Source organism: Dankookia sp. GCM10030260, assembly GCF_042666655.1.
In the GTDB taxonomy this organism is placed as follows: domain Bacteria; phylum Pseudomonadota; class Alphaproteobacteria; order Acetobacterales; family Acetobacteraceae; genus Paracraurococcus.
In genome coordinates this window covers 229,736-255,909 of record NZ_JBHTDE010000005.1, presented here as the reverse complement: position 1 = coordinate 255,909, position 26,174 = coordinate 229,736, and the positions used below count along the sequence as shown (strand labels likewise).

Sequence of the window (26,174 nt, the reverse complement as noted above, 5' to 3'; positions counted from 1 at the left end):
CGCCGCAAAGGGCCACGCGGCAGCATCGCATGGCCCTTGACCTTCCCATGGGGGGAAACCCCATCTTCCCCGGGTGGCGGCCGGGAGAGGTCGGATGCGCGGCGGGAGGTGGTCGGACGGGTTGCGGCGGGCCGTGCTGGCGCTGCTGGCGCTCGCCCTGCTGGTCCTGCCGCTGGCGCCGCCGCGCCATGCCGCGATGGCGGCGCAGGCCCCTGCCATGGCGGACCCCTGCCCCGGCCATGCGATGCCGGCGGCGCATCACCAGGCGCCCGGCCTGCCGGGCGACCCGGCGGAGGCTCCGGCCTGCTGCGCCGCCGCCCTCTGCGGCGGGGTGCAGGTCGCGGCGCTGCCGCTGCCGGCCACGCCGCGCGCCCGGCCGGTCGCCCTGCCCGCCCGGGCCGCGGCGGCGGCCCGCCTGCCCGGCCGCGCCATCCCGCCCGAGCCGAGGCCGCCACGCGCCGGCTGAACCGGACCACCGCGTGCCCGCCAGGATGAACACCCCCGACCCGGGGCCGCCGCGCCATGCCGTGGCGGGACCACAGGACCATGCCCATGCCCAGTTTCCGCACCGCCTTGGCCGCGGCCGCCGCCCTCGCGCTGCTCGCCGGCCCGGCCCGCGCCGCCATCGAGGACGGCTACGACCCCGGCGGCGCCCCGGTGCCCAGCACCTGGTACGCCCCGGCCGACCCGGCCGCGCGCAAGGCCGACCGCGACTATGTCGCCGGGATGCGCCCGCACCATGCCGGCGCCCTGTCGATGAGCCGCGACTACCTGGCCGACCCCGAGGCGCGGAGCCCCATGCTGCGGGCGCTGGCCGCCGGCATCATCCGCAACCAGGCCTTCGAGATCGGCCTGCTGGACGAGGTGGCGCGCAACCTCGCGCTGCCGCCGCGGGTGTTCGACCTCGGCTTCGCCCGGCTGGCGATGCAGCCGGCGGCGACCGAGGGGATGGGGCAGATGCAGCGCTTCCTGCGCTCCCCCATCCCTGGGCCACTGGGCGCGGCGATGGGGCCGGTGAGCCTGCGGGACGTGCAATTCGCCAAGGCGATGATCGTGCACCACCAGGCGGCGCTGGACATGGCGCATGGCTACCACGCCGATCCGGCGGCGCGGAACGGCTTCCTCGGCTTGCTGAACACCGACATCGTCACCGACCAGGGCCAGGAGATCGCACTGATGCGCCGCGTCATCGGCGCCTATCCGGGCGATGCGGCGGCAGTGGCGGTGGACGAGGGCATGGTGCACGGCATGGAGGGGATGCGGCACGGCGCCGCGCCGCATGCCGACCATGCGGCGCCGCCGGCCGAAGCGCCGCCGGCCGCCGCCCCGCATCGCCACCCGGCGCCGCGCGCCAGGCCGGCGCCGCAGCACGGCCATGCGCACGGCATGACGCATTAGCGCGGATCGCCGGCGGGCCTGGGCGCCCGGAAGGGCGACTCCGCGCCACGCAGGCCAGGCGACGGCGGACCCGCATGCCTCCATGGACGCGTTCCGCCGTCGCTGGACCCGCCGCCCGGTCCGTGGCGGAGTGTCGGCCGCCACCCGGGAGACAGCATGCACCAGCCGGACGCGGCGCCGCGCGCCTCGATCTACTACCGCTACCGGGTGCACCCGTTCCGCCGGCCGCCGGAACTGGACGGCGCCGCGGCGGCGGTGCCCGTGGTGGTGGTCGGCGGCGGGCCGGTCGGCCTGCTGACCGCGCTGCAACTGGCGCGGCAGGGCTGCCGCTGCGTGCTGCTGGAAGCCGAGCTGCAGGTCTCGCACGGCAGCCGCGCCATCGTGCTGACCCGGCGCAGCCAGGAGATCCTGCAATCCGCCGGCGCCATCGCCCCCTTCCTGGAAAAGGGCCTGCCCTGGTCGCGCGGAAGGTCCTTCTTCCGCGGCCGGGAGGTCTGGCGGATGGAACTGCCGCACGACCCGGACGACCGCTTCCAGCCCGGGCTGAACCTGCAGCAGCAGTACATCGAGCAATACCTGGTCGAGGCGATCGAGGCCGAGCCGCTGGTCGACCTGCGCTGGGGCAGCAGGCTGGTCGGCATCGCGCAGGATGCCGCGGGCGCCATGCTGCGGGTGGACACGCCGGAGGGCGAATACGAACTTCGCGCGGACTGGGTGGTCGCGGCCGATGGCGGGCGGTCCCCGCTGCGGCGCATGCTCGGGCTGCGGATGGAGGGGCGGGCCTATGCCGGCCAATTCGTCATCGCCGATATCCGCGCCGATCTCGGCCTGCCGACCGAGCGGCTGTGCTACTTCGACCCGGACTGGAACCCCGGCAACAACGTGCTGGTGCACCGCGAGCCGGACGGCATCTGGCGGCTCGACTACCGCCTGCCGGACGGCGAGACGGCGGAGGCGGCGCTGGAGCCCGCGCGGCTGGCGGAACGCATCGCGGCGATCCTCACCATGGTCGGCCGGCCGGTGGCCTGGGAGCTCGACTGGGCCGCGGTCTATTCGGCCTCGACACTGACCCTGCCGGACTATGTGGCCGGGCGGGTCTGCTTCGTCGGCGACGCGGCGCACCTGCTGCCGATCTTCGGCGTGCGCGGCGCCAATACCGGCATCCAGGATGCCGACGCGCTGGCCTGGCGGCTGGCGCTGGTGGCGCGCGGTGCCGCCCCCCCGGCGCTGCTGCGGAGCTATTCCGAGGAGCGCGTCGGCGCGGCGCGGGAGATCTGCGCGGAGGCCGGCCGCAGCACCCGCTTCATGACCCCGCCGACCGAGGGGTACCGGGTGCTACGCGACGCGGTGCTGTCCTTCACGCTGAGCGAGGATTTCTGCAAGGAGCTGCTGCACTGGCGCACCTCGCGGCCGCATGTCTATGCGCGCTCGGCGCTGAACGCGGCCGGTGATGCCGGCTTCGCGGGCGGCGTGCCGCCGGGCGCGCCGCTGCGGAACGTGAAGCTGGGCGCGGACGACCATTTGCTCGACCATCTCGGCCGCGGCTTCCAGTTGATCGGATTCGCCGGGCCGGAGGGGCCGGATGCGACGCTGGAGGCGGTCCTGCGCGCGGCGGCCGCGGCGGCGGTGCCGGTGGCCTGCCTGCTGGTCGCGCCGCAGGCCTTGCCGGGGCGGGCGGAGACGGTGCTGGCCGATCCCGCCGGCCGCGTCGCCGCCTTGTACGACGCGCCGCCGGGCAGCGCCTATCTCGCCCGGCCGGACACCCATGTCTGCGCCCGCTGGCGGCGGCCGACGCCGGCGTTGCTGCGGGCCGCGCTCGACACCGCCTGTGGGAAGGGCTGAGCCATGCTGCCGAAACGCCTCGACACGCCGTCGCTGGAAGACGCCTACGACCAGCTGGCCGAGGCGCTGGACGCGGTGCCGCCCGACCGGCGCGTGCTGTTCCTGGCGAAGCTGGCGCTCGCCCTCGCCAACCTGCTCGACGACCGGGCGGAGTTCACCGCGGCGCTGGAAGCGGCCCGGCGCGACCTGGACTAGGCCGCGCCGCGCGGCCGGTGCCAAGCCCCCAGAAATAGAGGCGGGTCCAGGGAGGATACCTCCTCCCTGGCCTCGTGCTACCGCGCCATCGGCCAGACCAGCGCGATCATCGGCACGCCCACCGCCAGCACGATGAGCGACAGCGGCAGCCCCAGCCGCCAGTAGTCGCCGAACCTGTACCCGCCGGGTCCCATCACCAGCGTGTTGCACTGGTGGCCGATCGGGGTGAGGAAGTCGCAGGCCGCGCCCACCGCCACCGCCATCAGGAAGGCATCGGGGCTGAGCCCCAGCCGCTGCGCCAGGCTGCCGGCGATCGGCCCCAGCATCAGCACCGTGGCGGCATTGTTCAGGAAGGGCGTCACCGCCATCGCCACCAGCATGATGAGCCCGAGCGCGCCGAGCGGCGGCAGCGCCTCCATCGTGCCGGAGAGCCAGCCGGCGACCAATTCCGTGCCGCCGGTGGTGCGGATCGCCTCCGAGACCGGGATCAGCGCGCCGAGCAGCACGATCACCGGCCAGTCCACCGCCTGGTAGGCCTCCTGCGGCGTCAGCGTGCGCAGCAGCAGCATGGCCACGGCCGCGGCGAAGAAGGCGACGGTCACCGGCACGGCATGCGTCGCCACCGCCAGCATCGCCAGCCCGAGCACGACCGCCGGCAGCCAGCTCCGCCGGCTGCGGCCGAGCTCGATGCCGCGTTCGCCGAGCGGCAGGATGCGCAGCGCGGCCATGGTGTCCGGCAGCCGCGCCGCCTCGCCCTTCAGGATGGCGACGTCGCCGCGCCGCAGCACCAGCTGCTTCAGCCGGTCGCGGACGCGCTCGCCGCGCCGGCTCACCGCCAGCAGGCTGACCCCGAAGCGGGCGGCCAGCGCGGCACCGGTTGGGGTGGCGCCGACCAGCGGCGATTCCGCGGTGATCACGCCTTCGACCACGGTCTTGGCCGCCTCCGGCACGTCGTCGGCGGTGGATTTTTCCCCCACCAGGGTCAGCCCGGCGCGGGCCTGCAGGGATTCGAGGTCTTCCGGCTCGCCTTCCAGGATCAGCAGGTCGCCGGCGCGCAGCACCCAGGCCTCGGGCGGGGCGTCGCGCCGCAGGCCTTCGCGCAGGATGGTGGCGACCGCGACCCGGCTGTCGGAATGCGCCTGCAGCGCACCGACCGTCTGGCCTGCGAACGGGCTGTCGGGGGCGATGCGGGCCTCGGTCGTATAGGCCTCGATCGCCGATTGCGGCGTGGCCGCGCCGCGCCGCGCCGCCGGCAGCAGCCGCCAGCCGAAGGCGAGGAAGGCCAGCCCCGCCAGGGCGATGACGATGCCCACCGGCGCATAGTCGAACATGCCGAAGGGCTGGCCGGTCAGCTGTTCCCGCACGCGGGAGACGATGATGTTGGGCGAGGTGCCGATCAGCGTCACCAGCCCGCCGAGCAGCGAGGCGAAGGCCATCGGCATCAGCAGCGCGCCGGGCGGCGTGCCGGTGCGCCGCGCCAGCTGCAGCGCCACCGGCATGAAGATCGCCAGCGCGCCGATGTTCTTGGTGAAGACCGAGGCGACCATCACCGCCGCCACCAGCACCGGCACCTGGGTGCGGCGGGTGCGCAGATGCGGCAGCAGCGGCCGCATCGCGGTCTCCACCGCGCCGGACCGGGCGACCGCGGCGCTGACCACCAGCGCGGCGGTGACGATGATGACGATGTCGTCGCTGAAGCCGCCGAAGGCGCCGGACATCGGCACGATGCCGGCGAGGATGCCGGCCAGCAGCGCCAGCAGCGCCACCAGGTCGTAGGGCAGCCGGCCCCAGAGGAAGAGGCCGACGGTACCGCCGAGGATGCCGAAGGCGAGCGCCTGGTCGAGGGTCATGCGGGCAAGGGCGGCATCGGGGTTCCTCGGCGGGACAGCGCCAACTGCGGAGGGGCCCCGGGGGTTGCCTCGAGATCGGCGGGCCGCCTTGCAACGACAGGCGGAGGGTTGGACGCCGAAGGCGTCCGGCGGAGGGCTACTGCCCCTCCCGCCTTGCCTGGATCCCACCCTGCGACGGTGGGCCGCCGCGATGCATCACCGGGTCAGGCCGCGTCCTCCAGGATCATCGCCGCCGCCTTCTCGCCGATCATGATCGAGGGCGCGTTGGTGTTGCCGGCGACGACGGCGGGCATGATCGAGGCATCCGCCACCCGCAGCCCGGCCACGCCATGCACCCGCAGCCGCGGATCGACCACCGAATTGCTCCCGGTGCCCATGGCGCAGCTGCCGGCGGGGTGGTGGTTGGTGACGCCGGATTCGCGCACGAAGCGCTCGAGGTCGGCGTCGTCGTCGTAGCCCGGCCCAGGGAAGACCTCCGCCGCCACCAGCGGCGCCAGGGCCGGTTGCCGCACCAGGGCCCGGGCCAGCCTGGCGCCTGCCACCATGGCCCGCATGTCGTACTCCGAGCCGAGGAAGCCGAAGGTGATCGCCGGCGGCGCCAGCGGGTCCGGCCCGTTCAGCCGCACCGTGCCGCGGCCGTCGGGCGAGAGGTGCACCGGGCCGAGGGTGAAGCCCGGAAAATCATGCGCAACGACGCGGGTGCCGGAACGTTCGAGCGTGCTCCATTCCAGCAGGTTGATCTGCAGGTCGGGGCGTTCCAGGCGCGCATCGGTCCGCGTCAGCAACCCGGCGCGGATGCCGTTCACCGCCATCGGGCCTTTCCGGGTCAGCGCATAGCGGATGGCGGCGCCGATCTTGCGCGGCCAGCTTTTCTCGAAATCGTTGAAGGTGATCGGCCTGGTGCAGCGCCACTGCATGTAGAGCGCGAAGTGGTCGTGCAGGTTGGCGCCCACCGCCGGCATGTCGCGCACCACAGGGATGCCGTGCGCCTGCAGGTGGTCCGCCGGGCCGAGGCCCGAGAGCTGCAGCAGCTGCGGCGAGCCATAGGCGCCGCCGGAGACGATCACCTCCCGCCGCGCCCGCGCCCGCTGCCGCCCCGCGGGGGAGGCGTATTCGATGCCGGTGGCGCGGCCCTCCTCGAACAGCAGCCGCGTCGCCTGGCAGAGCGTGCGGACGATGAGGTTCTGCCGCCCGCGCGCCGGCGCCAGGTAGGCCCGCGCCGAGGACCAGCGGCGGGCGCCGCTGGTGGTCGACTGGTAGTAGCCGGCGCCTTCCTGCCGCGCGCCGTTGAAATCGCGGTTGCGCGGGATGCCGGCCTGCTCGGCGGCGGCGATCATCGCCTCGGCCAGTTCCGAGGTCTCCGCCTGGTCGGAGACGTTCAGCGGGCCGCCGGTGCCGTGGTACTCGTCCTCGCCGCGCGCCTGGTTCTCCGCCTTCCGGAAGAAGGGCAGCACCGAATCCCAGTCCCAGCCGGTGCAGCCGCGCTGCCGCCAGCCGTCGTAGTCGCGCGGATGGCCGCGCATGTAGACCATGCCGTTGATCGAGCTGGTGCCGCCCAGCGTCTTGCCGCGCGGCACGTACATCCGCCGGCCATTCAGGTGCGCATGCGGCGCGCTCTCGAACTTCCAGTTCACCTTGGGATTCACATAGGTGCGGGCGAAGCCGAGCGGGATGTGGATCCAGGGGTTGGTGTCGGGCGGCCCGGCTTCCAGCAGCAGCACGCGGTGCCGGCCGTCCTCCGACAGCCGCGCGGCGACGACGGCGCCGGCCGAGCCGGCCCCGCTGACGATGTAGTCGAATTCCTCCGGTTGGTCCGACACGCGCTTCCCCCTTCGTTTTGGGGAAGCGTATCAGCGGTGCCTCAGGGTGTCATGCGGCGGAGGAAGTCGACCACGCGGCCGCGCTGCCGGTCCAGGTGCTGCGGCCCGCGCCATTCGGCCAGGACGTCCACGCCCGGCAGCAGCGCGGCGAGCTCCGTGCTGGTCGCGGCCGGGTGCGGGATGTCGGTGCCGGGCAGCAGCATGGTCGGCACCGGGCAGGTGCGGACGAATTCGCGCGGGACGCTGAAGACGAAGTCGTGGTCCCACATGGCGCGGCCGAACCCGGCCAGCGCCGCCTCGTCCAGTTCCGGCCGGGCGGCGCGCTGCTCGCGGCTCCATTCGGCATGGCTGTCGGGGAAGTATTCGGGATGCTCCGGATGCCGGCCGATCGGGTTCTGCAGCACGGCGGACACCACGCGGTCGGGCGCGGCCTCGATCGCCTTCAGGCAGAAGCTGCCGCCGATGCAGCCGCCGAGCACGTGGAAGCGCTGGAAGCCCAGATGGTCCATCAGCGCCAGGTGGTCGGCGGCATAGCTGTGCCAGCCGTGGTCGGCGCGGATCTCCGTGCGCGATTCCCCGGCGTTGCGCTGGTCCATGGCGATGGCGGCGAAGCCGGCCTCGGGCAGCGCCCGGGTCCAGTCCACCCAGGGCCGCGCCGGGCCACCGGGCGGCGATGGCCACATCTCCAGCCGCGACCGCAGCCCGCCCGGGGCGAAGAGCAGCACGGGGAAGCCGGCGCCATGGACCTCGTAGCGGATACGGCCGTCGGGGCGGTCGAGGAATGGCATGGAGGGCTCCTTCAATCCGGCACGGCGTAGTCGGCCAGTTCCGGGCGCATCGCCTCCACGACGAAGTCGACGAAGGCCTCCGGCGCGTCGAGGTAGAACTCGCGGTCGGAATAGGCGCCGACGCTGGCCGCCATGCCATGCGCCGCGGCCCAGTCGGCCAGCGCCTGCAGGGCCTCCCGCGGCGTCTCGCTGAGGAAGGCGACCTGCGAACGCAGCTTGTCGGCGTCGCGCCGCGTCGTCTCGCTGCGGCTGAATTGCAGGTCCACGTTGGCGCCCGCCTGGCGCAGCCAGATGGAACGCTCGGTCCGCCGCAGCACGCGGAAGCCGAGCTGCGTCACCAGCATCTCCACCACCGTCTCGAAATGGCGGGGGTCGAGCCGGTTGGCGACGTGGTTGAGGCGCATCAGTAGCCGACCTTGCGGTCCACCACCTGGCGCAGCGGCCTGCCATCCAGGAAATGGCCGAGATTCTCGGCCAGCAGCTTCGCCACCACCTGGTCGCGCTGCGGGTGCATGCCGCCCATATGCGGCACCACCAGGATGCCGGGCGTGGTCCAGAAGGGATGGGTGGCGGGCAGCGGCTCCTCGCGGAACACGTCCAGCACCGCGCCGCCGAGGTGCTTGTCGCCGACGGCGGCGATCAGGTCGGCATCGACGATCGCCTGGCCGCGGCCGAAATTCAGCAGCCAGGCGCCCTGCTTCATGCGGCCCAGACGGTCCGCATTCATGAAATTCTCGGTCTCCGGCGTCGCCGGCAGCAGCAGCAGGACATAGTCGGCGCGGGCCAGCACCTCGTCGGTGCGCTCGGGCGGCAGGACCTCCACCCCCGGCAGCGGCGCCGGGTTGCGGCGGGTGCCGATCACCTGCATGCGCAGCGCCACGGCCAGCCGCGCCACCTCCTGCCCGATCGCGCCGAGGCCGAGGATGCCGAGGGTCTTGCCGTTCAGCGGGGTCGCCACCCGCCGGGTCCAGCGGCTTGCCTTCTGGTCCTCGGCGATGGCGGCATAAGGCTTGGCGATGTGGAACAGCGCGCCGAGGATGTTCTCCGGCATCGACTCGCCATGCGTGCCGCGGGCGCAGGTCAGGATCAGCCCGGGCGGCAGGTCGGGCAGCGCCAGCCAGCCCTCGACGCCGGCGGTCAGGGACTGCGCCCAGCGCAGCTTCGGCATGCGCGGCAGCAGGCCGGCCGGCACGCCCCAGCCGAGCAGCGCCTCGGTCTCGGCAATCTGTGCCTCGGAGGGCTGCGCCTTGCGCGACAGCGCCTCGACGCGGACGCGAGGGGCGAGGCCGGCGGCGGCGATCGCGGCCTCGTAGGGGCCGGGGGTGTCGGTCCAGAGCAGCAGGCGGATGGGTTCGGGCACGGAGCGATCCTTCTTCTTGGCCGCGAGCCTATCCCCCGCCCGCGCGGCCGGCTACCGGGCGGCGCAGCGCCCAGAAGGCGAGGGACCCGGCGGCATAGGCGACGATGGAGCCGATGAAGGCGACGCGGTAGCTGCCGGAGACGTCGAAGATGAAGCCGGCGCCCCAGGAGCCGATGGCGGCGCCGAGCCCCGAGCCGATGGTGATGACGCCGAGGATGGTGCCCAGCCGCGGCCCGGGAAAGAGGTCGGCGGTCTTGGCGGTGATCGCCGGGCCGCGCGCGCCCCAGGTCAGGCCGAAGAAGCAGGCATGCAGCCAGAGCAGCAGGTGGTCGCCCGGCTCGGTGATCGCCAGCGCGCAGAACACGCCGACGATCGAGATGCCATAGGCCAGCAGCGCCGAATACTCGCGGCCGATGTAGTCGGACAGGGTCCCGGTCGCGATCACCCCCGGCATCGCCAGGAAGGCGCCCATCCCCAGCACCCCGGCGGCGTACAACGGATCGAAGCCGACATCGACGGCGAAGGCGATCTGGTGCAGCGAGACCAGGAAGCTGCCGATGCTGGTGCACATGTAGACGAAGAACAGCAGCCAGAATTGCGGCGTGCGGATCGCCTCGGCCAGGGTCCAGGCATGGTCGCCGGCAACGGCCGCCGGGGCGGCCCGGCCGGCGGCGTTGCGGCGGTCGAAGAACAGGGCCAAGGGGAGCAGCACCAGGGCGGCCACCGCGGCCGAAACCATGTAGGCGCCGCGCCAGCCGAGCCCGGTGATCAGCACCTGGGCCGCGGGGGCGGAGGCGGCGCGGCCGAAGCCGTTGGCCGATTGCAGGACCGAGATCGCCATGCCGCGCCGGGTCGGGAACAGCCGCGACGCCAGGGGCACGAAGACCAGCAGGCCGACGCAATTCGCCCCGAAGGTCATCACCACGCCATAGAGCAGCACCACCTGCCACAGCGCATCCGCCTGGGCGCTGCCGACCAGGCCGATGACCAGCAGCGCGGTGCCCAGCAGCACCATCCGCCGCGTTCCCAACCGGTCCACCAGGTTGCCGATGAAGGGCGAGCTGAAGCCGCCGACCAGCTGCCCGACCGAATAGGCCAGCGAGGATTCCGCCCGCGTCCAGCCGAAATCGGCGACGAAGGCCAGCAGGAAGACGGTGTAGGAATGCATCACGCTGGCGCCGACCGTGAAGGCCAGGAAGGCGCTGCCCAGGATCAGCCAGGCGCGGCCGGTGCTGGGCGGTACGGTCGGGGGGGACATCCGCGCATGCTAGGTGCGGCCGCCGCGCCGAGTCCAATCGGGGCGATAATTGCAGAGCCGCCGCATCGGGGTCTAACCTCGCGCCGGACCGGTCCCGCATGCCGCCGGTCCAGGGGAAACGAACCGAACAGACCGCGCCCCGCCCGCCATGGCATGCAGGAGCGACGTCAAGATGTCCGCCTCGCTGGAAGCATCGGCCGAAGCCGAACAGGCCCTGGATTACGACGCCATCGTCATCGGCGCCGGCATGTCGGGGATGTTCCAGCTGCTCCGGCTGCGCGAGATGGGAATGAAGGCGCGGGTCTTCGAGGCCGGGACCGGCGTCGGCGGCACCTGGTACTGGAACCGCTATCCCGGCGCCCGCTTCGACTCGGAAAGCTATTCCTACGGCTTCTCCTTTTCCAAGGAGCTGCTCGAGGAATGGAACTGGTCCGAGCATTTCGCGCCGCAGCCGGAGACGCTGCGCTACCTCAACATGGTGGCCGACAAATTCGACCTCCGCCGCGACATCCAGTTCCGCGCCCGCGTCGCCGCCGCGCATTGGGACGAGGCCGCGCGGCACTGGGCGGTGACGCTGGAGGACGGCAGCCGCCACGTCTCCCGCTACCTGATCACCGCGATCGGCGTGCTCTCGGCGCCGACCCTGCCGCGGTTCGAAGGCATGGACAGCTTCCGCGGCCTGGCCTTCCATACCGCCCGCTGGCCGCATGAGCCGATCGACTTCGCGGGCAAGCGGGTGGCGGTCATCGGCACCGGCGCGACCGGCGTGCAGACCATCCAGGAAGTGGCCAAGACCGCCGGCCACCTGACCATCTTCCAGCGCACGCCCAATTGGTGCGCGCCGCTGCACAACCGCAAGATCACCGATGAGGAGCAGGCGAAGATCAGGGCGGACTACCCCGCCATGTTCCAGCGCTGCCAGGAGACCTTCTCCTGCTTCCTGCACACCCCCGACCCGCGCGGCACCTTCGAGGTGACGAAGGAGGAGCGCGAGGCCTTCTACGAGGAACTCTATGCCTCCCCCGGCTTATGCATCTGGGTGGGGAACTTCAAGGACACCCTGACCGACCGGGCGGCGAACAAGGAGATCTCGGACTTCGTCGCCCGCAAGATCCGCCAGCGGGTCAAGGACCCCCGGGTGGCGGAGATGCTGATCCCGACGAACCACGGCTTCGGCACCCGCCGCGTGCCGCTCGAGACCAGGTACTACGAGGTCTACAACCAGCCGAACGTGCTGCTGGTGGACAGCAAGGCGACGCCGATCCAGGCGATCACCCCGACCGGCCTCAGGACCACCGAGGCCGAGTACGAATTCGACATCATCATCTACGCCACCGGCTTCGATGCGCTGACCGGCGCCTTCGACCGCATCGACATCCGCGGCGAGGGCGGCCTGCCGCTGAAGCAGAAATGGGCGCAGGGCGCGCAGACCATGCTGGGCATGCTGGTGGAGGATTTCCCCAACATGTTCATGCTGCTCGGCCCACATACCGCGCTGGGCAACATCCCGCGCAGCATCGAGTACAACGTCGAATGGGTCGCGGCCCTGCTGCGCCACATGCAGGCAAGCGGCCTGACCCGGGCGGAAGCCAGCGCCCAGGCCGTCGCCGCCTGGACCGAGCATGTGAAGCAGATTGGCGCCGGCCTGCTGACCAATGAGGTCGACAGCTGGATGACCGGGGTGAACCGCAACGTCGAGGGCAAGGAGACCCGCATCATCGCCCGCTACAGCGGCAGCGCGCCGGACTACCGCGCCTGGTGCGACCGGGTGGCGGCCGAGGGCTACCGCGACCTGGCGCTGTCCTGATGCCGGGCATCGACGCCGTCCTGCGCCGGGCCGTGGACGGCGGCGCGGTCCCCGGCGTGGTGGCGATGGCCGCCGACCGCAGCGGCACGACGTACCAGGGCGCCTTCGGCCGGCGCGACCTCGACGCGGCGGCGCCAATGACGCTGGATACCGTGTTCTGGATCGCCTCGATGACCAAGGCGATCACCTCGGTCGCCGCGATGCAGTTGGTGGAGGAGCAGCGGCTCGACCTCGACGCGCCGCTCGGGCCGCTGCTGCCGCATCTGGCCGCGCCGCAGGTGCTGGAAGGCTTTGATGAGGCCGGCGCGCCGGTCCTGCGTCCGGCCAGGCAGCCGGTCACCCTGCGGCGGCTGCTGACCCATACCGCCGGCTTCACCTACAACACCTGGAACCCGGAGATGGGCCGCTACATGGCGGCCAGCGGCCTGCTGGCGCCGCGCAGCGGCAAGCTGGAAGCGCTGCGCGCGCCGCTGGTCTTCGACCCCGGCGAGCGGTGGGAGTACAGCATCGCCACCGACTGGGTCGGCCAGGCGGTGGAGGCCGCCAGCGGGGAGCGGCTGGAACACTATGTCCGCGACCGTATCCTGGCGCCGCTCGGCATGGTGGACAGCGGCTTCGTCCCCGGCCCGGCGCAGCAGGCCCGCCGCGCCCGCGTCCACCAGCGCGCGGCGGACGGCAGCCTCATGCCGATCGACTTCACCCTGCCGGAGAACCCGGAATTCTACGGCGGCGGCGGCGGGCTGCTCTCGACCGGGCCGGACTATCTCTGCTTCCTCCGCATGCTGCTGAACGGCGGCACGCTTGACGGCGTGCAGGTGCTGCGGCCGGAGACGGTGGCGGAGATGGGCCGCAACCAGATCGGCGCGCTGGACTTCCGCCCGCTGCGCAGCGCCATGCCGGCGATGTCGAACGATTGCGACCCCTTCCCCGGCATGGCCTGCAAATGGGGCCTCGGCTTCCTGATCAACGGGGCCGACGTGCCGGGCCGTCGCGCCGCCGGCAGCCTGGCCTGGGCGGGTCTCGGCAATACCTGGTTCTGGCTCGACCCGCGCAGCGGCATCGCCGGCCTGCTGCTGACGCAGATCCTGCCCTTCGCCGATGCCGCGGTGCTGGACGTGTTCGCGGCGTTCGAGACGGCGGTCTATGCCGGGCGCGCCGGCTGACGGAATCGTCGCGGTCGCCCCGCTGCCTCGCTAGGCTGCGGGAAAACCGCCTGGGGAGGCCACGCCATGTTCCGTCCCACCCGCCGCGCCCTGCTGGCAGCGCCCGCGCTGCTGCCCGGCCTTGCCGCGGCGCAGTCCTTTCCAGCGCGGACGATCACCTGGATCGTCCCCTTCGCCGCCGGCGGCATCACCGATACCAGCGCCCGCACCCTGGCGCAGCGCATGGGGGTCAGCCTCGGCCAGTCTGTGGTGGTGGAGAACCGGCCCGGCGCCGGCGGCACCATCGGGGCGGAGGCCGTCGCCCGCTCCACCCCCGATGGCTATACCCTGCTCTATGGCAGCCAGGGGCCGATGGCGGCAGCATCCGCCATGTTCCCCGCGCTGCGCTACGACCCGCAGCGGGATTTCGCACCGGTGCACGGGCTCGGCGCCTCGCCGCACCTGATCGTCGCCGCGCCCGACCGGCCCTGGCGCAGCCTGCCGGACCTGGTCGCGGCGGCGCGGGCGCGGCCGGACGGGCTGACCTATGCCTCGGTCGGCGTCGGCACCTCGCCGCACCTGGCCGCCGAGACGCTGCAGCAGGCGACCGGCATCCGCATGGTCCATGCGCCCTATGCCAACGGCACCCAGGCGCTGAACGACGTCATCGGCGGAAGGCTGGACGTGATGTGGGACTACCCGCTGACCAGCCTGGGGCATGTCCGCGAGGGCCGGCTGCGGGCGCTGGCGGTGACGGACAGCGCCCGGGTGCGGCTGGCGCCCGAGGTGCCGACGGTGGCCGAGGCCGGGCTGCCCGGCGCGGAAGCGGTGCCCTGGGCCGGGTTGTTCGTCGCCGCCCGCACCCCGCCCGAGGCCATCGCCCGCCTGGCCGCCGCGATGCGGGAGGCGATGGGCGACCGGCGGGTGCAGGAGTTCTTCGACGGCACCGCGACGGTGCTCTGGCCGCAGATGGGCACGCCCGAGCTCCGCGCCTTCCTGGCCGAGGAGGTGCCACGCGTGGCGGGCCTCATCGCCCGGTCCGGCGCCAAACCCGGATAGCCGGCTATCGAAGGGGCTATGCCGGCCGCACTTCCCGGCGTAGCGTCGTTGCAAGCCCCGCACCTGACCAGGGCGGCAGCCCGTGGACGCGGGCGGCGACCGCTGGCCGTATGGGGCACCGGAAACGATCACGGGAACGAGAATGACCGACATCCGATACTTGGCGGCGCAGACGCTGGACGAAGCCGTCGGCGCCTTCGCGGCGGCGCAGGGCGCCGCCCGCATCCTGGCCGGCGGCACCGACCTGCTGGTGCAGATGCGCGCCGGCACGGCGAAGCCCGGCCTCATCGTCGACATCAAAAAGATCGCCGAAATGACCGAGATCGTGCAGACGCCGGAGGGCGGCTTCCGCATCGGCGCCGCGGTCTCCGGCGCTAAGCTCGCCGAGCACAAGGGCTTCGGCAAGGCCTGGCCGGGGGTGCTGGAGGCGATCAACCTGATCGGCTCGAAGCAGGTGCAGGGCCGCGCCTCGCCGGGCGGCAACCTCTGCAACGGCTCGCCGGCCGGGGACAGCGTGCCGGCGATGATCGCGGCCGGGGCGGTGGTGACGGTGCAGGGCCCGGAGGGGCGACGGACCATGCCGGTGGAAGCGGTCCCGGCCGGGCCGGGCCGCACCACCCTCAAGCCAGGCGAGATCGTCGTCAGCTTCACCCTGCCGCCGCGCCCGGCCGGTTCCGCGGACGCCTATCTGCGCATGATCCCGCGCACCGAGATGGACATCGCCGTGGTCGGCGTCGGCGTCAGCCTGACCATGCAGGGTGGCGTCGTCACTGCCGCCCGGGTCGGCCTCGGCGCCGTGGCCCCGACCGTGCTGCTGGTGGAGGCCGCCGCCAAGGCGCTGATCGGCAGCCGGCTGGAGGATGCCGCGCTTGACGCCGCCGCCGCGGCCTGCAGCGCCGCCTGCAACCCGATCGACGACAAGCGCGGCACCATCGCCTACCGCACCAAGGTCGCCGGCGTGCTGCTGAAGCGCACCGTCGCCATCGCCGCCGCGCGCGCCGGGGGGAACTGACCCATGTCGAAGAGCCACATCACCACCAGCATCAACGGCGAGCCGGTGGAATTCCTCGCCGATCCGGGCAGCAGCCTGCTCGACGTGCTGCGCAACACGCTGGGCCTGACCGGCACCAAGGAAGGTTGCGGCACCGGCGACTGCGGCGCCTGCAGCGTCACCGTGGACGGCCGGCTGGTCTGTGCCTGCCTGGTCCTGGCGGTCGAGGCCGAGGGCGCCGAGATCGGCACCATCGAGGGCATGGCGAAGGGCGAGACGCTGCACCCGCTGCAGCAGAAGTTCCTGGAGATGGCCGCGCTGCAATGCGGCATCTGCACGCCGGGCGTGCTGATCTCGGCCCGCGCCCTGCTGGAGAAGAACCCGAACCCGACCGAGACCGAGGTGCGCTTCGGCCTGGCCGGCAACCTGTGCCGCTGCACGGGCTACGACAAGATCGTCCGCGCGGTGCTCGAGACCGCCGCCGAGATGCGGGAGACCGTCTGATGAACGTCATCACCGACAAGCTGCACGTCGAAGACAACAAGTGGATCGGCAGCCGCACCATCCGCCCCGACGGCGCCGACAAGGTGACGGGACGCGCGACCTACGCCGCCGACAACACCATGCCGGGCATGATCTGGGGCAAGGTGCTGCGCAGCCCGCATGCGCATGCCCGGATCCGGTCGATCGACACCAGCAAGGCGGAAGCCCTGCCGGGCGTGAAGGCGGTGGTGACGGCGAAGGACATCGTCGACTTCCCGCTCGAGACATCCGTGATGCTCGGCATCCAGGACATGCGCTGGATGTGCCGCAACGTGATGGCGCGGGAGAAGGCGCTGTTCCACGGCCATCCCATCGCCGCGGTCGCCGCGATCTCCGAGGAGGTGGCGGCCGCCGCCTGCGCGCTGATCGTGGTGGACTACGAGGTGCTGCCACATGTCATCGAGATCGAGGACGCGATCAAGCCGGACGCGCCGATCCTGCATGACTTCGCCAAGTTCGAGGGCAAGCCGTCCAACATCGCCGGCACGATGACCGCCAAGCTGGGCGACGTGGAGGCCGGCTTCGCCGAGGCCGACATCATCGTCGAGCGGACCTTCCGCACCCGGCCGATCCACCAGGGCTATATCGAGCCGCAGGCCTGCACCGTCAGCTACTCGGCCGACGGCAAGGCGACGATCTGGAGCAGCAGCCAGGGCCAGTTCATGGTCCGCGCCATGACCTCCCTGCTGACCGGGGTTTCCCAGAGCAATATCCGGGCGATTCCGGCCGAGATCGGCGGCGGCTTCGGCGCCAAGACCATCATCTACCTCGAGCCCGTCGCCCTGCTGCTGTCGAAGAAGTCGGGCCGCCCGGTGAAGATGGTGATGACCCGGGAGGAGGTGATGCGGGCGACCGGCCCGACCTCCGGGTCGTTCAGCACGGTCAAGATCGGCGCCAAGAAGGACGGCACCTTCGTCGCCGCCAAGGGCGACTTCTACATCCAGGCGGGCTGCCTGCCGGGCGGGCCGCTGCGCGGGCCGGTCGGCTGTTCCTTCGCGCCGTACGAGATCGCCAACGTGCTCTCGGTCGGCTACGACGTCGTCTCCAACCGCTCCAAGGTCGCGGCCTACCGGGCGCCGGGCGCGCCGCTCGGCGCCTATGCGACCGAATGCGTGGTGGACGAGATCGCCGAGAAGCTGGGCATGGACCGGCTGGAGATCCGCCTGAAGAACACCGCGAAGCCCGGCTCGAAGGCCGCCTATGGCGCCACCTTCGGCAAGGTGACCTTCGAGGAGACGATCGAGTCCATCCGCGACCACGACCACTACAAGGCGCCGCTCGACCGCAACCCGCGCCCCGGCGTGAAGCGTGGCCGCGGGGTGGCCTCCGGCTTCTGGTACAATGCCGGCGGCGAATCCTCGGCCCAGCTCAACATCACCGAGGACGGCAACGTGGTGGTCACCACCGGCCACCCCGACGTCGGCGGCTCGCGTGCCTCGATCGCCAACGTCACCGCGGAGCTGCTGGGCATCGACCACAGCCGCGTCTCGGTGCTGATCGGCGACACCGCCAGCATCGGCTACAGCAACCTCACGGGCGGCAGCCGCGTCACCTTCGCCTCCGCCATGGTGGTGACGCAGTCGGCCGAGAAGGTGATCGGCCAGCTGAAGGAGCGCGCCGCGAAGCTCTGGAAGATCGACCCCGAGGCGGTGAACTGGGAGAATGGCGAGGCCTCCCCGGCCGGGCCGAATGCCGGCAAGTTCCCGCCGCTGACGCTGGCCGACCTGGCCGCCAAGGCGACCGAGACCGGCGGGCCGATCGGCGCCGGCGTGCAGCTCAACACCGTGGGCGCTGATCCGGGCTTCGCCACCCATGTGGTGGACGTGGAGGTGGACGTCGATCTCGGCATCGTCCGGGTGCTGCGCTACACCGCGGCGCAGGATGTGGGACGCGCCCTGCATCCGAGCTACGTGGAAGGCCAGATCCAGGGCGGCGTCGTCCAGGGCATCGGCTGGGCGCTGTCGGAGGAATACCTCTACGACAGGAACGGCAAGCTCGATAACGCCGGCTTCCTCGACTACCGGATGCCGGTCTGCTCCGACGTCCCGATGATCGAGGCGGTGATGCTGGAGATCCCCAACCCGAAGCACCCGCAGGGCGTGCGCGGCGTGGGCGAGGCGCCGATCGTGCCGCCGCTCGCGGCGATCGCCAATGCCATCTACGACGCGCTCGGCAAGCGGTTCTACGCGCTGCCGATGTCGCCGCCGAAGGTGCTGGCGCGGCTCAACGAGGCTTGAAGATTGGGGAGGAAAAAGCATTTCCTCCCCAAACCCCACCTTTGCTTTTTGTGGGTTGGCACCTACCGCGCGGCAAGTGCCGACTCACAGAAATAGATGAGGGGGCCTGGGGGAGAATACCTTCTCCCCCAGCCTTCCTTGTTTTCAGGCGGCGTCGGCCAGCACCATATCCGCCGCCTTCTCGCCGATCATGATGCTCGGCGCATTGGTGTTGCCCGAGGTCAGCGTCGGCATGATGGACGCATCCGCCACGCGCAGCCCGGCGATGCCGTGCACCCGCAGCCGCGCATCCACCACTGCCATCGCATCCGTGCCCATCCTGCACGTACCCACGGGATGGTAGGTCGTCTCCGCCGCGCGCTTCACCCAGGCGATGATCTCGTCGTCCCGCGTGAAATCCACGCCGGGCGCGATCTCGCTCAGTTGCAGCTTCGCCATGCTGGGCGCGGTCATGATGCGGCGGGCGAGGCGGATCGCCTTGACCGTCAGCTCCGCATCCACCGGCGAGGAGAGAAAGTTGAAATTGATCGCCGGCGGCCGATGCGGGTCGGCGGCTGTGACGTGGATGCTGCCGCGGCTTTCGGGCCGCATCGGATGCGCGTAGCAGGTCATGCCCGATTGCGCCGACAGCCGCGGGCCCCGCGGCCCCGGCTCCATCAGCATCGGCACCCAGCCGAGCAGCAGGTCCGGCGCCTCCAGCCCCTCGCGCGACCGCAGGAAGGCGCGCAACGGCGCGCCGACCATGCTCAGCATGCCGCCGCGGGTGAGGGCGAAGCGCATCGCCTGGCCGACCAGGCCGAGGCCGCGCCCGCGGTCGTTGAAGGTGTAGCCCTTCGCGCCGACCGCCCAGCGGGTGCGCGGCGCATAGTGGTCGCGCAGGTTCTCGCCGACGCCGGGCAGCGCCTGGCGCACCTCGATGCCGAGGCCGCGCAGGCGGTCCGGCTGGCCGATGCCCGACAGCTCGAGCAATTGCGGCGAGTTGATCGAGCCGCCGCTGACCACCACCTCGCGCCCCGCGCGCGCCTCGCGCGCCACGCCGCCGACGGAATAGCGGACGCCGGTGCAGCGCGTGCCGTCCAGCAGCAGCGCCTCGGCCAGCGCGCCGGTCTCGATATGCAGGTTGGGGCGGCGGCGGGCGGGCGCCAGGTAGCAGGCGGCGGTGGACATGCGGCGGCCGCCGGCGATGGTCGCCTGGCTCATCGCGATGCCGTCCTGCGTGGCGCCGTTGTAGTCCGGGTTGTGCGGGATGCCGAGCTCGGCCGCGGCGGCGATGACGGCGGCGTAGATCGGGTCGTCGGGCTTCGGGTTGGTGACGCGCAGCGGGCCGTCGCGGCCGCGGAAGGCATCGTCGCCGCCGCCCTCGTAGCGCTCCATCCGGCGGAAGAAGGGCAGCACGTCCGCGTAGCTCCAGCCGGGATTGCCGAGCTGCGCCCAGGTGTCGAAATCCTGGCGCTGGCCGCGCACGAAGGCGAGGCCGTTGAGCGCGCTGGACCCGCCCAGCATGCGGCCGCGCGGCACGGGGATGCGGCGGCCGTTGGTCGCCGGCTCGGGCTCGGACGCATACAGCCAGTTGACCGCGGGGTTGGTCAGCATCCGGGCATAGCCGATCGGGACATGCGTCCAGACATGACCGGGCGGCCCGGCTTCCAGCAGCAGCACGCGGTGCGCCGGATCGGCGGACAGCCGGTTGGCGACCACCGCCCCGGCGGATCCCGCGCCGACCACGATGTAGTCGTAGGTGTTCATCTTGTTCTTGGACCCCGCGACCTGGCTTCCATCAAGCCAAGCCGCGGATACCGGCCCCGTCAATCCTTCGCCGGGATCGCACCTTCCTTCACCAGGACCTCGTGTGCCGCCTTGAAGGCATCGAGCCCGGCGGGGATGCCGCAATAGGCGGTGGCGTGCAGCAGCGCGGCCTTGATCTCCTCGACCGTGATGCCGTTGTTCAGCGCGCCCTTCACGTGCAGCTTCAGCTCATGCGGCCGGCCGAGCGCGGTCAGCATGGCCAGGTTCATCATCGATCGTGTCCGGCGGTCCAGCGCCGGGTCACCCCAGGCCCAGCCCCAGCCCCAGGCGGTCGCCGCCCGCTGGATGCCCATCATGAAGTCGTCGGCCGAGCCCAGCGAGCGGTCCACGTAGTCGCTGCCGAGCACGCTGCGGCGGATGGGCAGGCCCTTGTCGAACAATGCGCTGTCGTCGCTCATCGATGTTTCCTCCGGTGGATTGGCCAGGGTGCGGAGCACGGGCGCGCACGGCAACCCCATTGCGGCGATTTCCATCCCGCGGCAGCGTCGGCCTCCATCGCGGAGGACGCGCAGCATGGCATCGCGTGACACCGACCTCATCCTCGGACTGGACCATATCACCCTGGTGGTGGAGGCGCTGGACGCCACCGTCGCGGCCTATGAATCGCTGTTCGCGCAGGGCTGCACGGCGCGGGGCGAGGCGGCGGGGCTCGAATGGGCGCGCTTCGCGCTGGCGAATACCGCCCTGGTGCTGGTGGCGCCGCGGGGCGAGGCGACCGCACTGGCGCGGCAGGTGGCGCAGCGGCCGGAGGGCGCGCGCGCGGCGCTCGGCGCGCTGGGCTTCGCGGCGGCGGACCCGGACGGCGCGGCGCGGCTGCTGGAACGCCGCGGCCTGCCGGCTGCCGGCCCGGCCTTGCCCTGGCTGGACCGCCAGGCGGTGCCGCTGCTGCCGGATGCCGCGCGCGGCCTGCACATGCTGCTGACGCCGCCTGGCCCTTCCGCCGCATCCGAGACGCGGCTCGACCACGCGGTGATCCGCAGCGGCGATCCGGACCGCACCATCGCCCTGCTCGCCGGCAGGCTGGGGCTTGAACTGCGGCTCGACCGCAGCAACCCCGCCTGGGGCACGCGGCTGCTGTTCTTCCGCTGCGGCGACCTGGTGGTGGAGGTCTCGCACGAGCTCGCCGGCGGCATCACCGATGCGCCCGATACCATCTGGGGCCTGACCTGGCGGGTGCCGGATGTCGGCGCCACCCATGCGCGGCTGGAGGCGGCGGGGGTGCCGGTCTCGCCGCTGCGGGTCGGGCGGAAGCCGGGCACGCGGCTCTTCACCATCCGCGACCACGCCGCGGAAGTACCCACCGCCTTCATCGGCGCCTAGCGTCCTGCCCCCGATGGCCACCGCATGTCGCGGCGGGCGGCGGCAATAGGCAGGCCGCTGCAGCGATCAGGCGAAGGCGCGGATCACCGTCTCGCCGAAGCGCGGCAGGCTGTCCTCCAGGTCCGGCATGAAGCGGCCGACCGGCAGGACCACGCGGTCGATGCCCTGCCGCCGCCGTGCCTCCACCGCCGCCAGCGGATCCTCGCCGGACCCCGGCAGCGCGCCGGGGCAACCGCCGAGCATCTCGATCGCCGCCGGGTCGCGCCCGGCCTCGGCCGCGGCACGGCGCGCCACGTCGAGCAGCGGCATGGTGTCCACCTGCGCGCCGATCGAGGGGAAGAACCCGTCGCCCAGGCGCCCGGCGCGGCGCGCCGCTGCCTCGGAATGGCCGCCGACGATGATGGGCACCGCGCGCGCCGCCGGCCGCGGGCTGCAGCTGACGCCCTGGAAGCGGACGAACTCGCCGGCATGGCTGGCGCTCTCGTCGCGCCACAGCGCGCGCATGGCGGCGAGGTAGTCGTCGGCGCGGCGGCCGCGCGCGGCGAAGGGCACGCCCAGCGCCTCGAACTCCTCCTTCAGCCAGCCGACGCCGATGCCCAGCTCGATCCGCCCGCCGCTCATGACATCCAGCGTCGCCACCTGCTTGGCCAGGACCAGCGGGTTGCGCAGCGGCAGGATGATGACGCCGGTCATCAGCCGCAGCCGCGTGGTCGCGGCGGCGGCGAAGGCCATCCAGATCAGCGGGTCCGGCATGGCGGAGAACTGGTTGCCCGGCAGCCGCCCGCCCGCGGCATAGGGGTAGGTGCTGTCATAGGCATCCGGCAGCACCACGTGGTCCACCGCGAAGACGGAATCGAAGCCGGCGGCCTCGGCCAGCCGCGCCAGCCGGGCGGCGCCAGCGCCGTCCGGGAAGGTGTTGTTGCCGAAATGCAGCGCGAATTTCATCGCTCGCTTCCCCCTGAGCGCGCCCAGCATGGGACGAGGCGCGGAGCGGCGTCTAGAAGCGCTCCGCCCGGTAGGGCGCGGGGCTGACGAAAGGCGCCTCGCCGCACATCATCTCGGCCAACAGCCGGCCCGTGGTCGGCCCGAGCGTCAGGCCCTGATGCGCATGGCCGAAGGCGCACCAGGCGCCGGGCTGCCCGGGCAGCTTGCCGATGATCGGCAGCATGTCCGGCGTGCAGGGCCGCACGCCCATCCAGGGCGCGGATTCCACGCGGTCCGCCAGCGGCAGCAGCGCCCGCGCCGCCGGCTCGGCACGTTCCAGCTGCACCGGCGTGGCCGGCGCATCGGTGCGGGCGAATTCGGCGCCCGTGGTCAGCCTGATGCCGGCCCGCATCGGCGCCAGCAGGAAGCCGCTTTCGGCATCCAGGATCGGCCGGTGCAGCACCGCATTGCCGCGGAGGCCGTAATGCATGTGGTAGCCGCGCTTGCCGAAGATCGGCGGCGCATAGCCGAGCGGCCCGGTCACCTGCCCCGCCGCGGCGCCGAGCGCCACCACCACCTCCGCCGCCTCCACCGGGCCGGCCTCGGTCTGCACCTGCCAGCCCGCGCCGGCGCGGCGCAGCGTGGTGGCGTCGCCGGTCGCCAGCCGGCCACCCTCGGCGGTGAACATGCCCGCGTAAGCCAGCGTCAGCGCATGCGGGTCGCTGACCGAGACGGGGTCGGTCCAGTGGATGGCACCGGCGCGCGCGACCAGCAGGGACGGCTCGGCCGCGGCCAGCGCCGCGCCGTCCAGCGCGGCGAAGCCGACGCCGTAGTCGCGCCGCGCCGTCTCGGCCTGGGCCAGCGCCGTGGCCAGCGCCTCGGGCTGCGAGAAGATCCGCAGCCAGCCGATCGGCCGCAGCAGCGCCATGGCCTCGGTGCCGCGTGCCAGGGCGTAATGCTCATCGAGGCAGGTGGCGATCAGCTTCGCATAGGCCTGCACCGCGCCCAAGTAGCGCGTCGGTTCCGAATTCCACCAGTAGCGCAGCAGCGGGGAGACGAAGCCGGGCAATGCCAGCGGGTGGTAATGCACGTCGGTCGCGCGGTTGCCGGCGATCCGCCGCAGCTCGGCCAGCGCCCGCGGGAAGGGGTGCGGATAGACCGCCTCCCGCTGGATCAGCCCGCCATTGCCGAAGGAGGCGCCCTCGCCCGGGCCGCGGCGGTCGATAAGCACCACGTCGTAGCCGCGCCGGCGCAGGTGCAGCGCGACCGAGACGCCGACCATTCCCGCGCCGAGCACGATGGCAGATTGGGTCATCGGCTCGGTCCATCGCCTCCGGAGTCGCGCACGCTGCGGCGCGGCATGCCACTGGACGCAAGCGGTCCACGGAAACGCCGCGGCGTCAACTCCGCCGGTGCTACAGCCGCAGCAGCGCCGCCGCGGTGCCGCCGGCCAGCTTCGCCATGTCGTCGGGCGCCAGCGCGACGCGGTCGAGGAAGGCGCGGCCCTTGGCGTTCGGCGCATAGGGGTAGTCGACCGAGAACATGATGCGGTCGATGCCGAAGGTCTGCAGCGCCGCCAGGAAGGGCGGCGTGGTGAAGATGCCGCTGGTGGTGATCCAGACCTGCTCCAGGATCGCCCGGCTGATCGGGCGCTGCAGGTGTTCGATGTCGTTGGCGAAGACCTCGTCGGCCCGCGCCAGCATCATCGGCAGCATCTCCCCCATATGGCCGATGATGAGCTTGAGCCTGGGGTGCCGGTCCAGCGTCCCGGCCAGCACCAGCCGCAGCACCTGCAGCGCGGTCTCCTGGTGCCAGCCCCAGCCGGCGGCTTCCAGCACCCGGCCGGCGCCGGCCTCCAGCCCGCCGAAATAGGCCTCGCGCACCGGCGCCGGCGCCAGATGCGGGTGGATGTAGATCGGCACGTCGAGCGCCACCGCCTCGGCCAGCAGGTCGTCATAGGCCGGGTGGTCGAGGAAGCGGCCATCGGTCGTGCCGTTGACCATGGCGCCCTTGAAGCCCAGCGCCCGCACCGCGCGGGTGAGTTCGGCGGCGCAATCCGCGGGGCTGGCCATCGGCAGCACGGCGAAGCCGGCGAAGCGGCCCGGCGCGCGGGCCACCGCCTCGGCCAGGTGGTCGTTCAACGCCGCGGCCAGCGCCACGCCCGCCGGCCCCGGCACCAAATCGGGCCCCGGCCCGGTATTCGACAGCACCTGCAGGTCGATGCCGGCCGCATCCATCAGCGCCAGGCGACGCTCGCCGATCTCGGCGGCGAGTTCCATCGGGTTGGGCGCGCCGGGGGCGACGCGGCGCGGCTGGAAGCCGCGCGCCCGCAGCAGGGCGGCGTCGATCCGCCCGGCCAGGTGCGGCGCGGTGAAGTGTTCCTCGAGCGCGATCACCCGCATGACGTGCCTCCCCCGATGCCGCGCCGAGCCTAGCGGTGGCCTCGCGCCGATGACAACGGCGCCCCCCTTGCCCGCGTGGCGGGGCGGCCGGATGCGCGCGGCCAACAAGCCTGCAGGGTGGTCGGCTCCGCGCCCGATCCAGCACGGCGATGCTCCGCACGCTGCAACCCGCCGGAGCCGCTGCCCCGCATGCTGGCCGCCGGCTCGACGCCGGAGGGATCCCGCGCGTTCATGTCCGCCGTGATCGCCCGCCGGGGCGCGGCGATTGCCGCCCCCGGCACGCGGGCGGAGTGAGCCTCAGCCGGCGCGCAAGGCCCGCAGCCGCGGCATGACATGTGCGGCGAAGCGCCGCATCTCCGGCTCGAAGGGCTGGAACTGCACCAGCAGCGTCTCGACGCCGATCGCATGGAAGGCGGCGATGCGTTCCGCCACCTGGTCGTAGCTGCCGACCAGGCCGGCGGCGGTGCCGCCGTTGGTGCCGACCCGCACCGACTTCGCCATGGTCTGGCGCATCACCACCGCCGGGTCGGTGTTGGCCTTCACATAGGCCTTGATGTCGCCGTCCTGCGCCGCCAGGGCCAGCAGGCGCCGGTAGGCCTGCTCGGCCTCGGCCGCGGTCTCCCGCGCGATGACGAAGGCGGACAGGCCGTAGCGCAGCGGTGGCCCGGGGCGCGGGCGGCGGGCGGCGGGCGACATCCTCGATCAGCGCCCGCACGTCGGCCAGCGGCTGGCCGTTGATGAACCAGACATCGGCCTGCGCCGCGCTCAGCACGCGGGCGGGCTCGGACTCGCCGCCGACATAGATGCGCGGGCGCGGCCGGAAGGTGCCGGCCGGGCGCAGCATGTAGTCGGCGATGCGGAAGTAGCGGCCCTCGTGGTCGACCCGTTCGCCGCGCAGCAGGCGTTCGACCACCGCCAGCCATTCGCCGCCATAGGCGTATCGTTCGTCGTGTTCCAGGAAGGGGATGCCGGCATCGCGGATCTCCTTCTGGTTCCAGGCATTCACCAGGTTGATGGCGAAGCGGCCGCGGCTGATGTGCTCGATCTGCAGGGCCATCTTGGCCAGCACGACGGGGTGGTAGAGCATCGGCTTGATGGCCGCGATGATCTCGATCCGGCTGGTCTCCGCCGCCAGCGCGGCCGAGGCGGTCCAGGCCTCCAATTGGTCGAGGTCCGGCTGGTGCGGGTTGGCGGTGTGCTGCGCCACCAGGGTGCAGTCGTAGCCGAGTTGTTCGGCTTCCAGCACCAGCGCCCGGTTGCGCGGCCAGGAGGCATCGTAGGGCTCCTCCGGGTCGTGCAGCGCCGCCCGGTTGCCATGCACCAGGGCCCAGATGCCGATGCGCAGCGGAAGCGTCATTGCCGGTGGTCCCCAAGTGCCGGACGGCATTCAGCCACATCCGGCGCGGCGCGCGAAGCCGGCGGCAGCGGGGTC

22 protein-coding genes and 1 pseudogene are annotated in these 26,174 nt (G+C 72.5%); 11 read left to right on the top strand and 12 right to left on the bottom strand.

Annotated elements, in window-relative coordinates:
- Nucleotides 1-94 precede the first annotated feature (94 nt).
- From ACFQS7_RS18680 to ACFQS7_RS18665, 4 genes are all read left to right on the top strand, one after another.
- Nucleotides 95-466 (top strand): hypothetical protein, encoded by a 372-nt coding sequence (locus ACFQS7_RS18680; RefSeq protein ID WP_380068626.1) that lies wholly within the window; start codon nucleotides 95-97, stop codon nucleotides 464-466.
- 80 nt (nucleotides 467-546) lie between these two features.
- Nucleotides 547-1,398: a DUF305 domain-containing protein gene (locus tag ACFQS7_RS18675; protein WP_380068625.1), complete on the top strand. Its 852-nt coding sequence runs from the start codon at nucleotides 547-549 to the stop codon at nucleotides 1,396-1,398.
- A gap of 156 nt (nucleotides 1,399-1,554) precedes the next feature.
- A complete protein-coding gene (locus ACFQS7_RS18670) occupies nucleotides 1,555-3,240 on the top strand; it encodes an FAD-dependent oxidoreductase (RefSeq protein WP_380068624.1) in 1,686 nt (561 codons plus the stop codon).
- Between the two features lie 3 nt (nucleotides 3,241-3,243).
- Complete coding sequence (locus ACFQS7_RS18665) at nucleotides 3,244-3,435, top strand: hypothetical protein (RefSeq protein WP_380068623.1); 192 nt, start codon at nucleotides 3,244-3,246, stop codon at nucleotides 3,433-3,435.
- 77 nt (nucleotides 3,436-3,512) lie between these two features.
- Here ACFQS7_RS18665 and ACFQS7_RS18660 read toward each other — a convergent pair whose 3' ends face one another.
- The 6 genes from ACFQS7_RS18660 to ACFQS7_RS18635 form a co-directional block, all read right to left on the bottom strand.
- Nucleotides 3,513-5,285, bottom strand: coding sequence for an SLC13 family permease (locus ACFQS7_RS18660; RefSeq protein WP_380068622.1), 1,773 nt, complete (start codon nucleotides 5,283-5,285; stop codon nucleotides 3,513-3,515).
- Between the two features lie 203 nt (nucleotides 5,286-5,488).
- A complete protein-coding gene (locus ACFQS7_RS18655; protein ID WP_380068621.1) occupies nucleotides 5,489-7,105 on the bottom strand; it encodes a GMC family oxidoreductase in 1,617 nt (538 codons plus the stop codon).
- A 41-nt stretch (nucleotides 7,106-7,146) separates the two neighbouring features.
- Nucleotides 7,147-7,893 carry an alpha/beta fold hydrolase gene (locus ACFQS7_RS18650; RefSeq protein WP_380068620.1) on the bottom strand — a complete coding sequence of 249 codons (747 nt, stop codon included), beginning with the start codon at nucleotides 7,891-7,893 and terminating at the stop codon, nucleotides 7,147-7,149.
- Nucleotides 7,894-7,904: 11 nt separating this feature from the next.
- Complete coding sequence (locus ACFQS7_RS18645; RefSeq protein ID WP_380068619.1) at nucleotides 7,905-8,297, bottom strand: hypothetical protein; 393 nt, start codon at nucleotides 8,295-8,297, stop codon at nucleotides 7,905-7,907.
- Entirely contained in the window at nucleotides 8,297-9,253 is a 957-nt protein-coding gene (locus ACFQS7_RS18640; RefSeq protein ID WP_380068618.1) for a D-2-hydroxyacid dehydrogenase, read from the bottom strand. The genes ACFQS7_RS18645 and ACFQS7_RS18640 overlap by 1 nt, the downstream gene beginning before the upstream one ends.
- 28 nt (nucleotides 9,254-9,281) lie before the next feature.
- On the bottom strand, nucleotides 9,282-10,511 hold the full coding sequence (locus ACFQS7_RS18635; RefSeq protein WP_380068617.1) for an MFS transporter: 1,230 nt from the start codon (nucleotides 10,509-10,511) through the stop codon (nucleotides 9,282-9,284).
- Nucleotides 10,512-10,683: 172 nt separating this feature from the next.
- Between ACFQS7_RS18635 and ACFQS7_RS18630 the strand changes: the two genes are divergently transcribed.
- The 6 genes from ACFQS7_RS18630 to ACFQS7_RS18605 all read left to right on the top strand — a co-directional run bounded on the left by ACFQS7_RS18630 (nucleotide 10,684) and on the right by ACFQS7_RS18605 (nucleotide 18,290).
- Complete coding sequence (locus ACFQS7_RS18630; RefSeq protein ID WP_380068616.1) at nucleotides 10,684-12,318, top strand: flavin-containing monooxygenase; 1,635 nt, start codon at nucleotides 10,684-10,686, stop codon at nucleotides 12,316-12,318.
- A complete protein-coding gene (locus ACFQS7_RS18625) occupies nucleotides 12,318-13,481 on the top strand; it encodes a serine hydrolase domain-containing protein (protein ID WP_380068615.1) in 1,164 nt (387 codons plus the stop codon). Before ACFQS7_RS18630 ends, ACFQS7_RS18625 begins: the two co-directional genes overlap by 1 nt.
- A gap of 66 nt (nucleotides 13,482-13,547) precedes the next feature.
- Nucleotides 13,548-14,519 (top strand): Bug family tripartite tricarboxylate transporter substrate binding protein, encoded by a 972-nt coding sequence (locus tag ACFQS7_RS18620; RefSeq protein ID WP_380068614.1) that lies wholly within the window; start codon nucleotides 13,548-13,550, stop codon nucleotides 14,517-14,519.
- Between the two features lie 142 nt (nucleotides 14,520-14,661).
- Entirely contained in the window at nucleotides 14,662-15,531 is an 870-nt protein-coding gene (locus ACFQS7_RS18615) for an FAD binding domain-containing protein (RefSeq protein WP_380068613.1), read from the top strand.
- 3 nt (nucleotides 15,532-15,534) lie between these two features.
- Nucleotides 15,535-16,014 carry a (2Fe-2S)-binding protein gene (locus tag ACFQS7_RS18610; RefSeq protein WP_380068612.1) on the top strand — a complete coding sequence of 160 codons (480 nt, stop codon included), beginning with the start codon at nucleotides 15,535-15,537 and terminating at the stop codon, nucleotides 16,012-16,014.
- The gene (locus ACFQS7_RS18605; protein WP_380068611.1) at nucleotides 16,014-18,290 is read left to right on the top strand and encodes a xanthine dehydrogenase family protein molybdopterin-binding subunit; all 2,277 of its coding nucleotides are present in this window, start codon (nucleotides 16,014-16,016) and stop codon (nucleotides 18,288-18,290) included. The genes ACFQS7_RS18610 and ACFQS7_RS18605 overlap by 1 nt, the downstream gene beginning before the upstream one ends.
- Nucleotides 18,291-18,434: 144 nt before the next feature.
- On the opposite strand, the gene ACFQS7_RS18600 is transcribed toward ACFQS7_RS18605, so the two are convergent.
- Nucleotides 18,435-20,036, bottom strand: coding sequence for a GMC family oxidoreductase (locus tag ACFQS7_RS18600; protein ID WP_380068610.1), 1,602 nt, complete (start codon nucleotides 20,034-20,036; stop codon nucleotides 18,435-18,437).
- A 59-nt stretch (nucleotides 20,037-20,095) separates the two neighbouring features.
- Nucleotides 20,096-20,494 (bottom strand): carboxymuconolactone decarboxylase family protein, encoded by a 399-nt coding sequence (locus tag ACFQS7_RS18595; protein ID WP_380068609.1) that lies wholly within the window; start codon nucleotides 20,492-20,494, stop codon nucleotides 20,096-20,098.
- Nucleotides 20,495-20,609: 115 nt separating this feature from the next.
- Between ACFQS7_RS18595 and ACFQS7_RS18590 the strand changes: the two genes are divergently transcribed.
- Nucleotides 20,610-21,416, top strand: a complete 807-nt coding sequence (locus tag ACFQS7_RS18590; RefSeq protein ID WP_380068608.1) for a VOC family protein — start codon at nucleotides 20,610-20,612, stop codon at nucleotides 21,414-21,416.
- A 66-nt stretch (nucleotides 21,417-21,482) separates the two neighbouring features.
- Here the strand turns inward: ACFQS7_RS18590 and ACFQS7_RS18585 are convergent, their stop codons facing one another.
- From ACFQS7_RS18585 to ACFQS7_RS18570, 4 genes and pseudogenes are all read right to left on the bottom strand, one after another.
- Entirely contained in the window at nucleotides 21,483-22,361 is an 879-nt protein-coding gene (locus tag ACFQS7_RS18585) for an LLM class F420-dependent oxidoreductase (RefSeq protein ID WP_380068607.1), read from the bottom strand.
- A 52-nt stretch (nucleotides 22,362-22,413) separates the two neighbouring features.
- Nucleotides 22,414-23,655, bottom strand: coding sequence for an NAD(P)/FAD-dependent oxidoreductase (locus ACFQS7_RS18580; protein ID WP_380068606.1), 1,242 nt, complete (start codon nucleotides 23,653-23,655; stop codon nucleotides 22,414-22,416).
- A gap of 100 nt (nucleotides 23,656-23,755) precedes the next feature.
- Nucleotides 23,756-24,742 (bottom strand): amidohydrolase family protein, encoded by a 987-nt coding sequence (locus ACFQS7_RS18575; RefSeq protein ID WP_380068605.1) that lies wholly within the window; start codon nucleotides 24,740-24,742, stop codon nucleotides 23,756-23,758.
- A 297-nt stretch (nucleotides 24,743-25,039) separates the two neighbouring features.
- Nucleotides 25,040-26,099: pseudogene (locus tag ACFQS7_RS18570) on the bottom strand (LLM class flavin-dependent oxidoreductase).
- Between the last annotated feature and the right edge of the window lie 75 nt (nucleotides 26,100-26,174).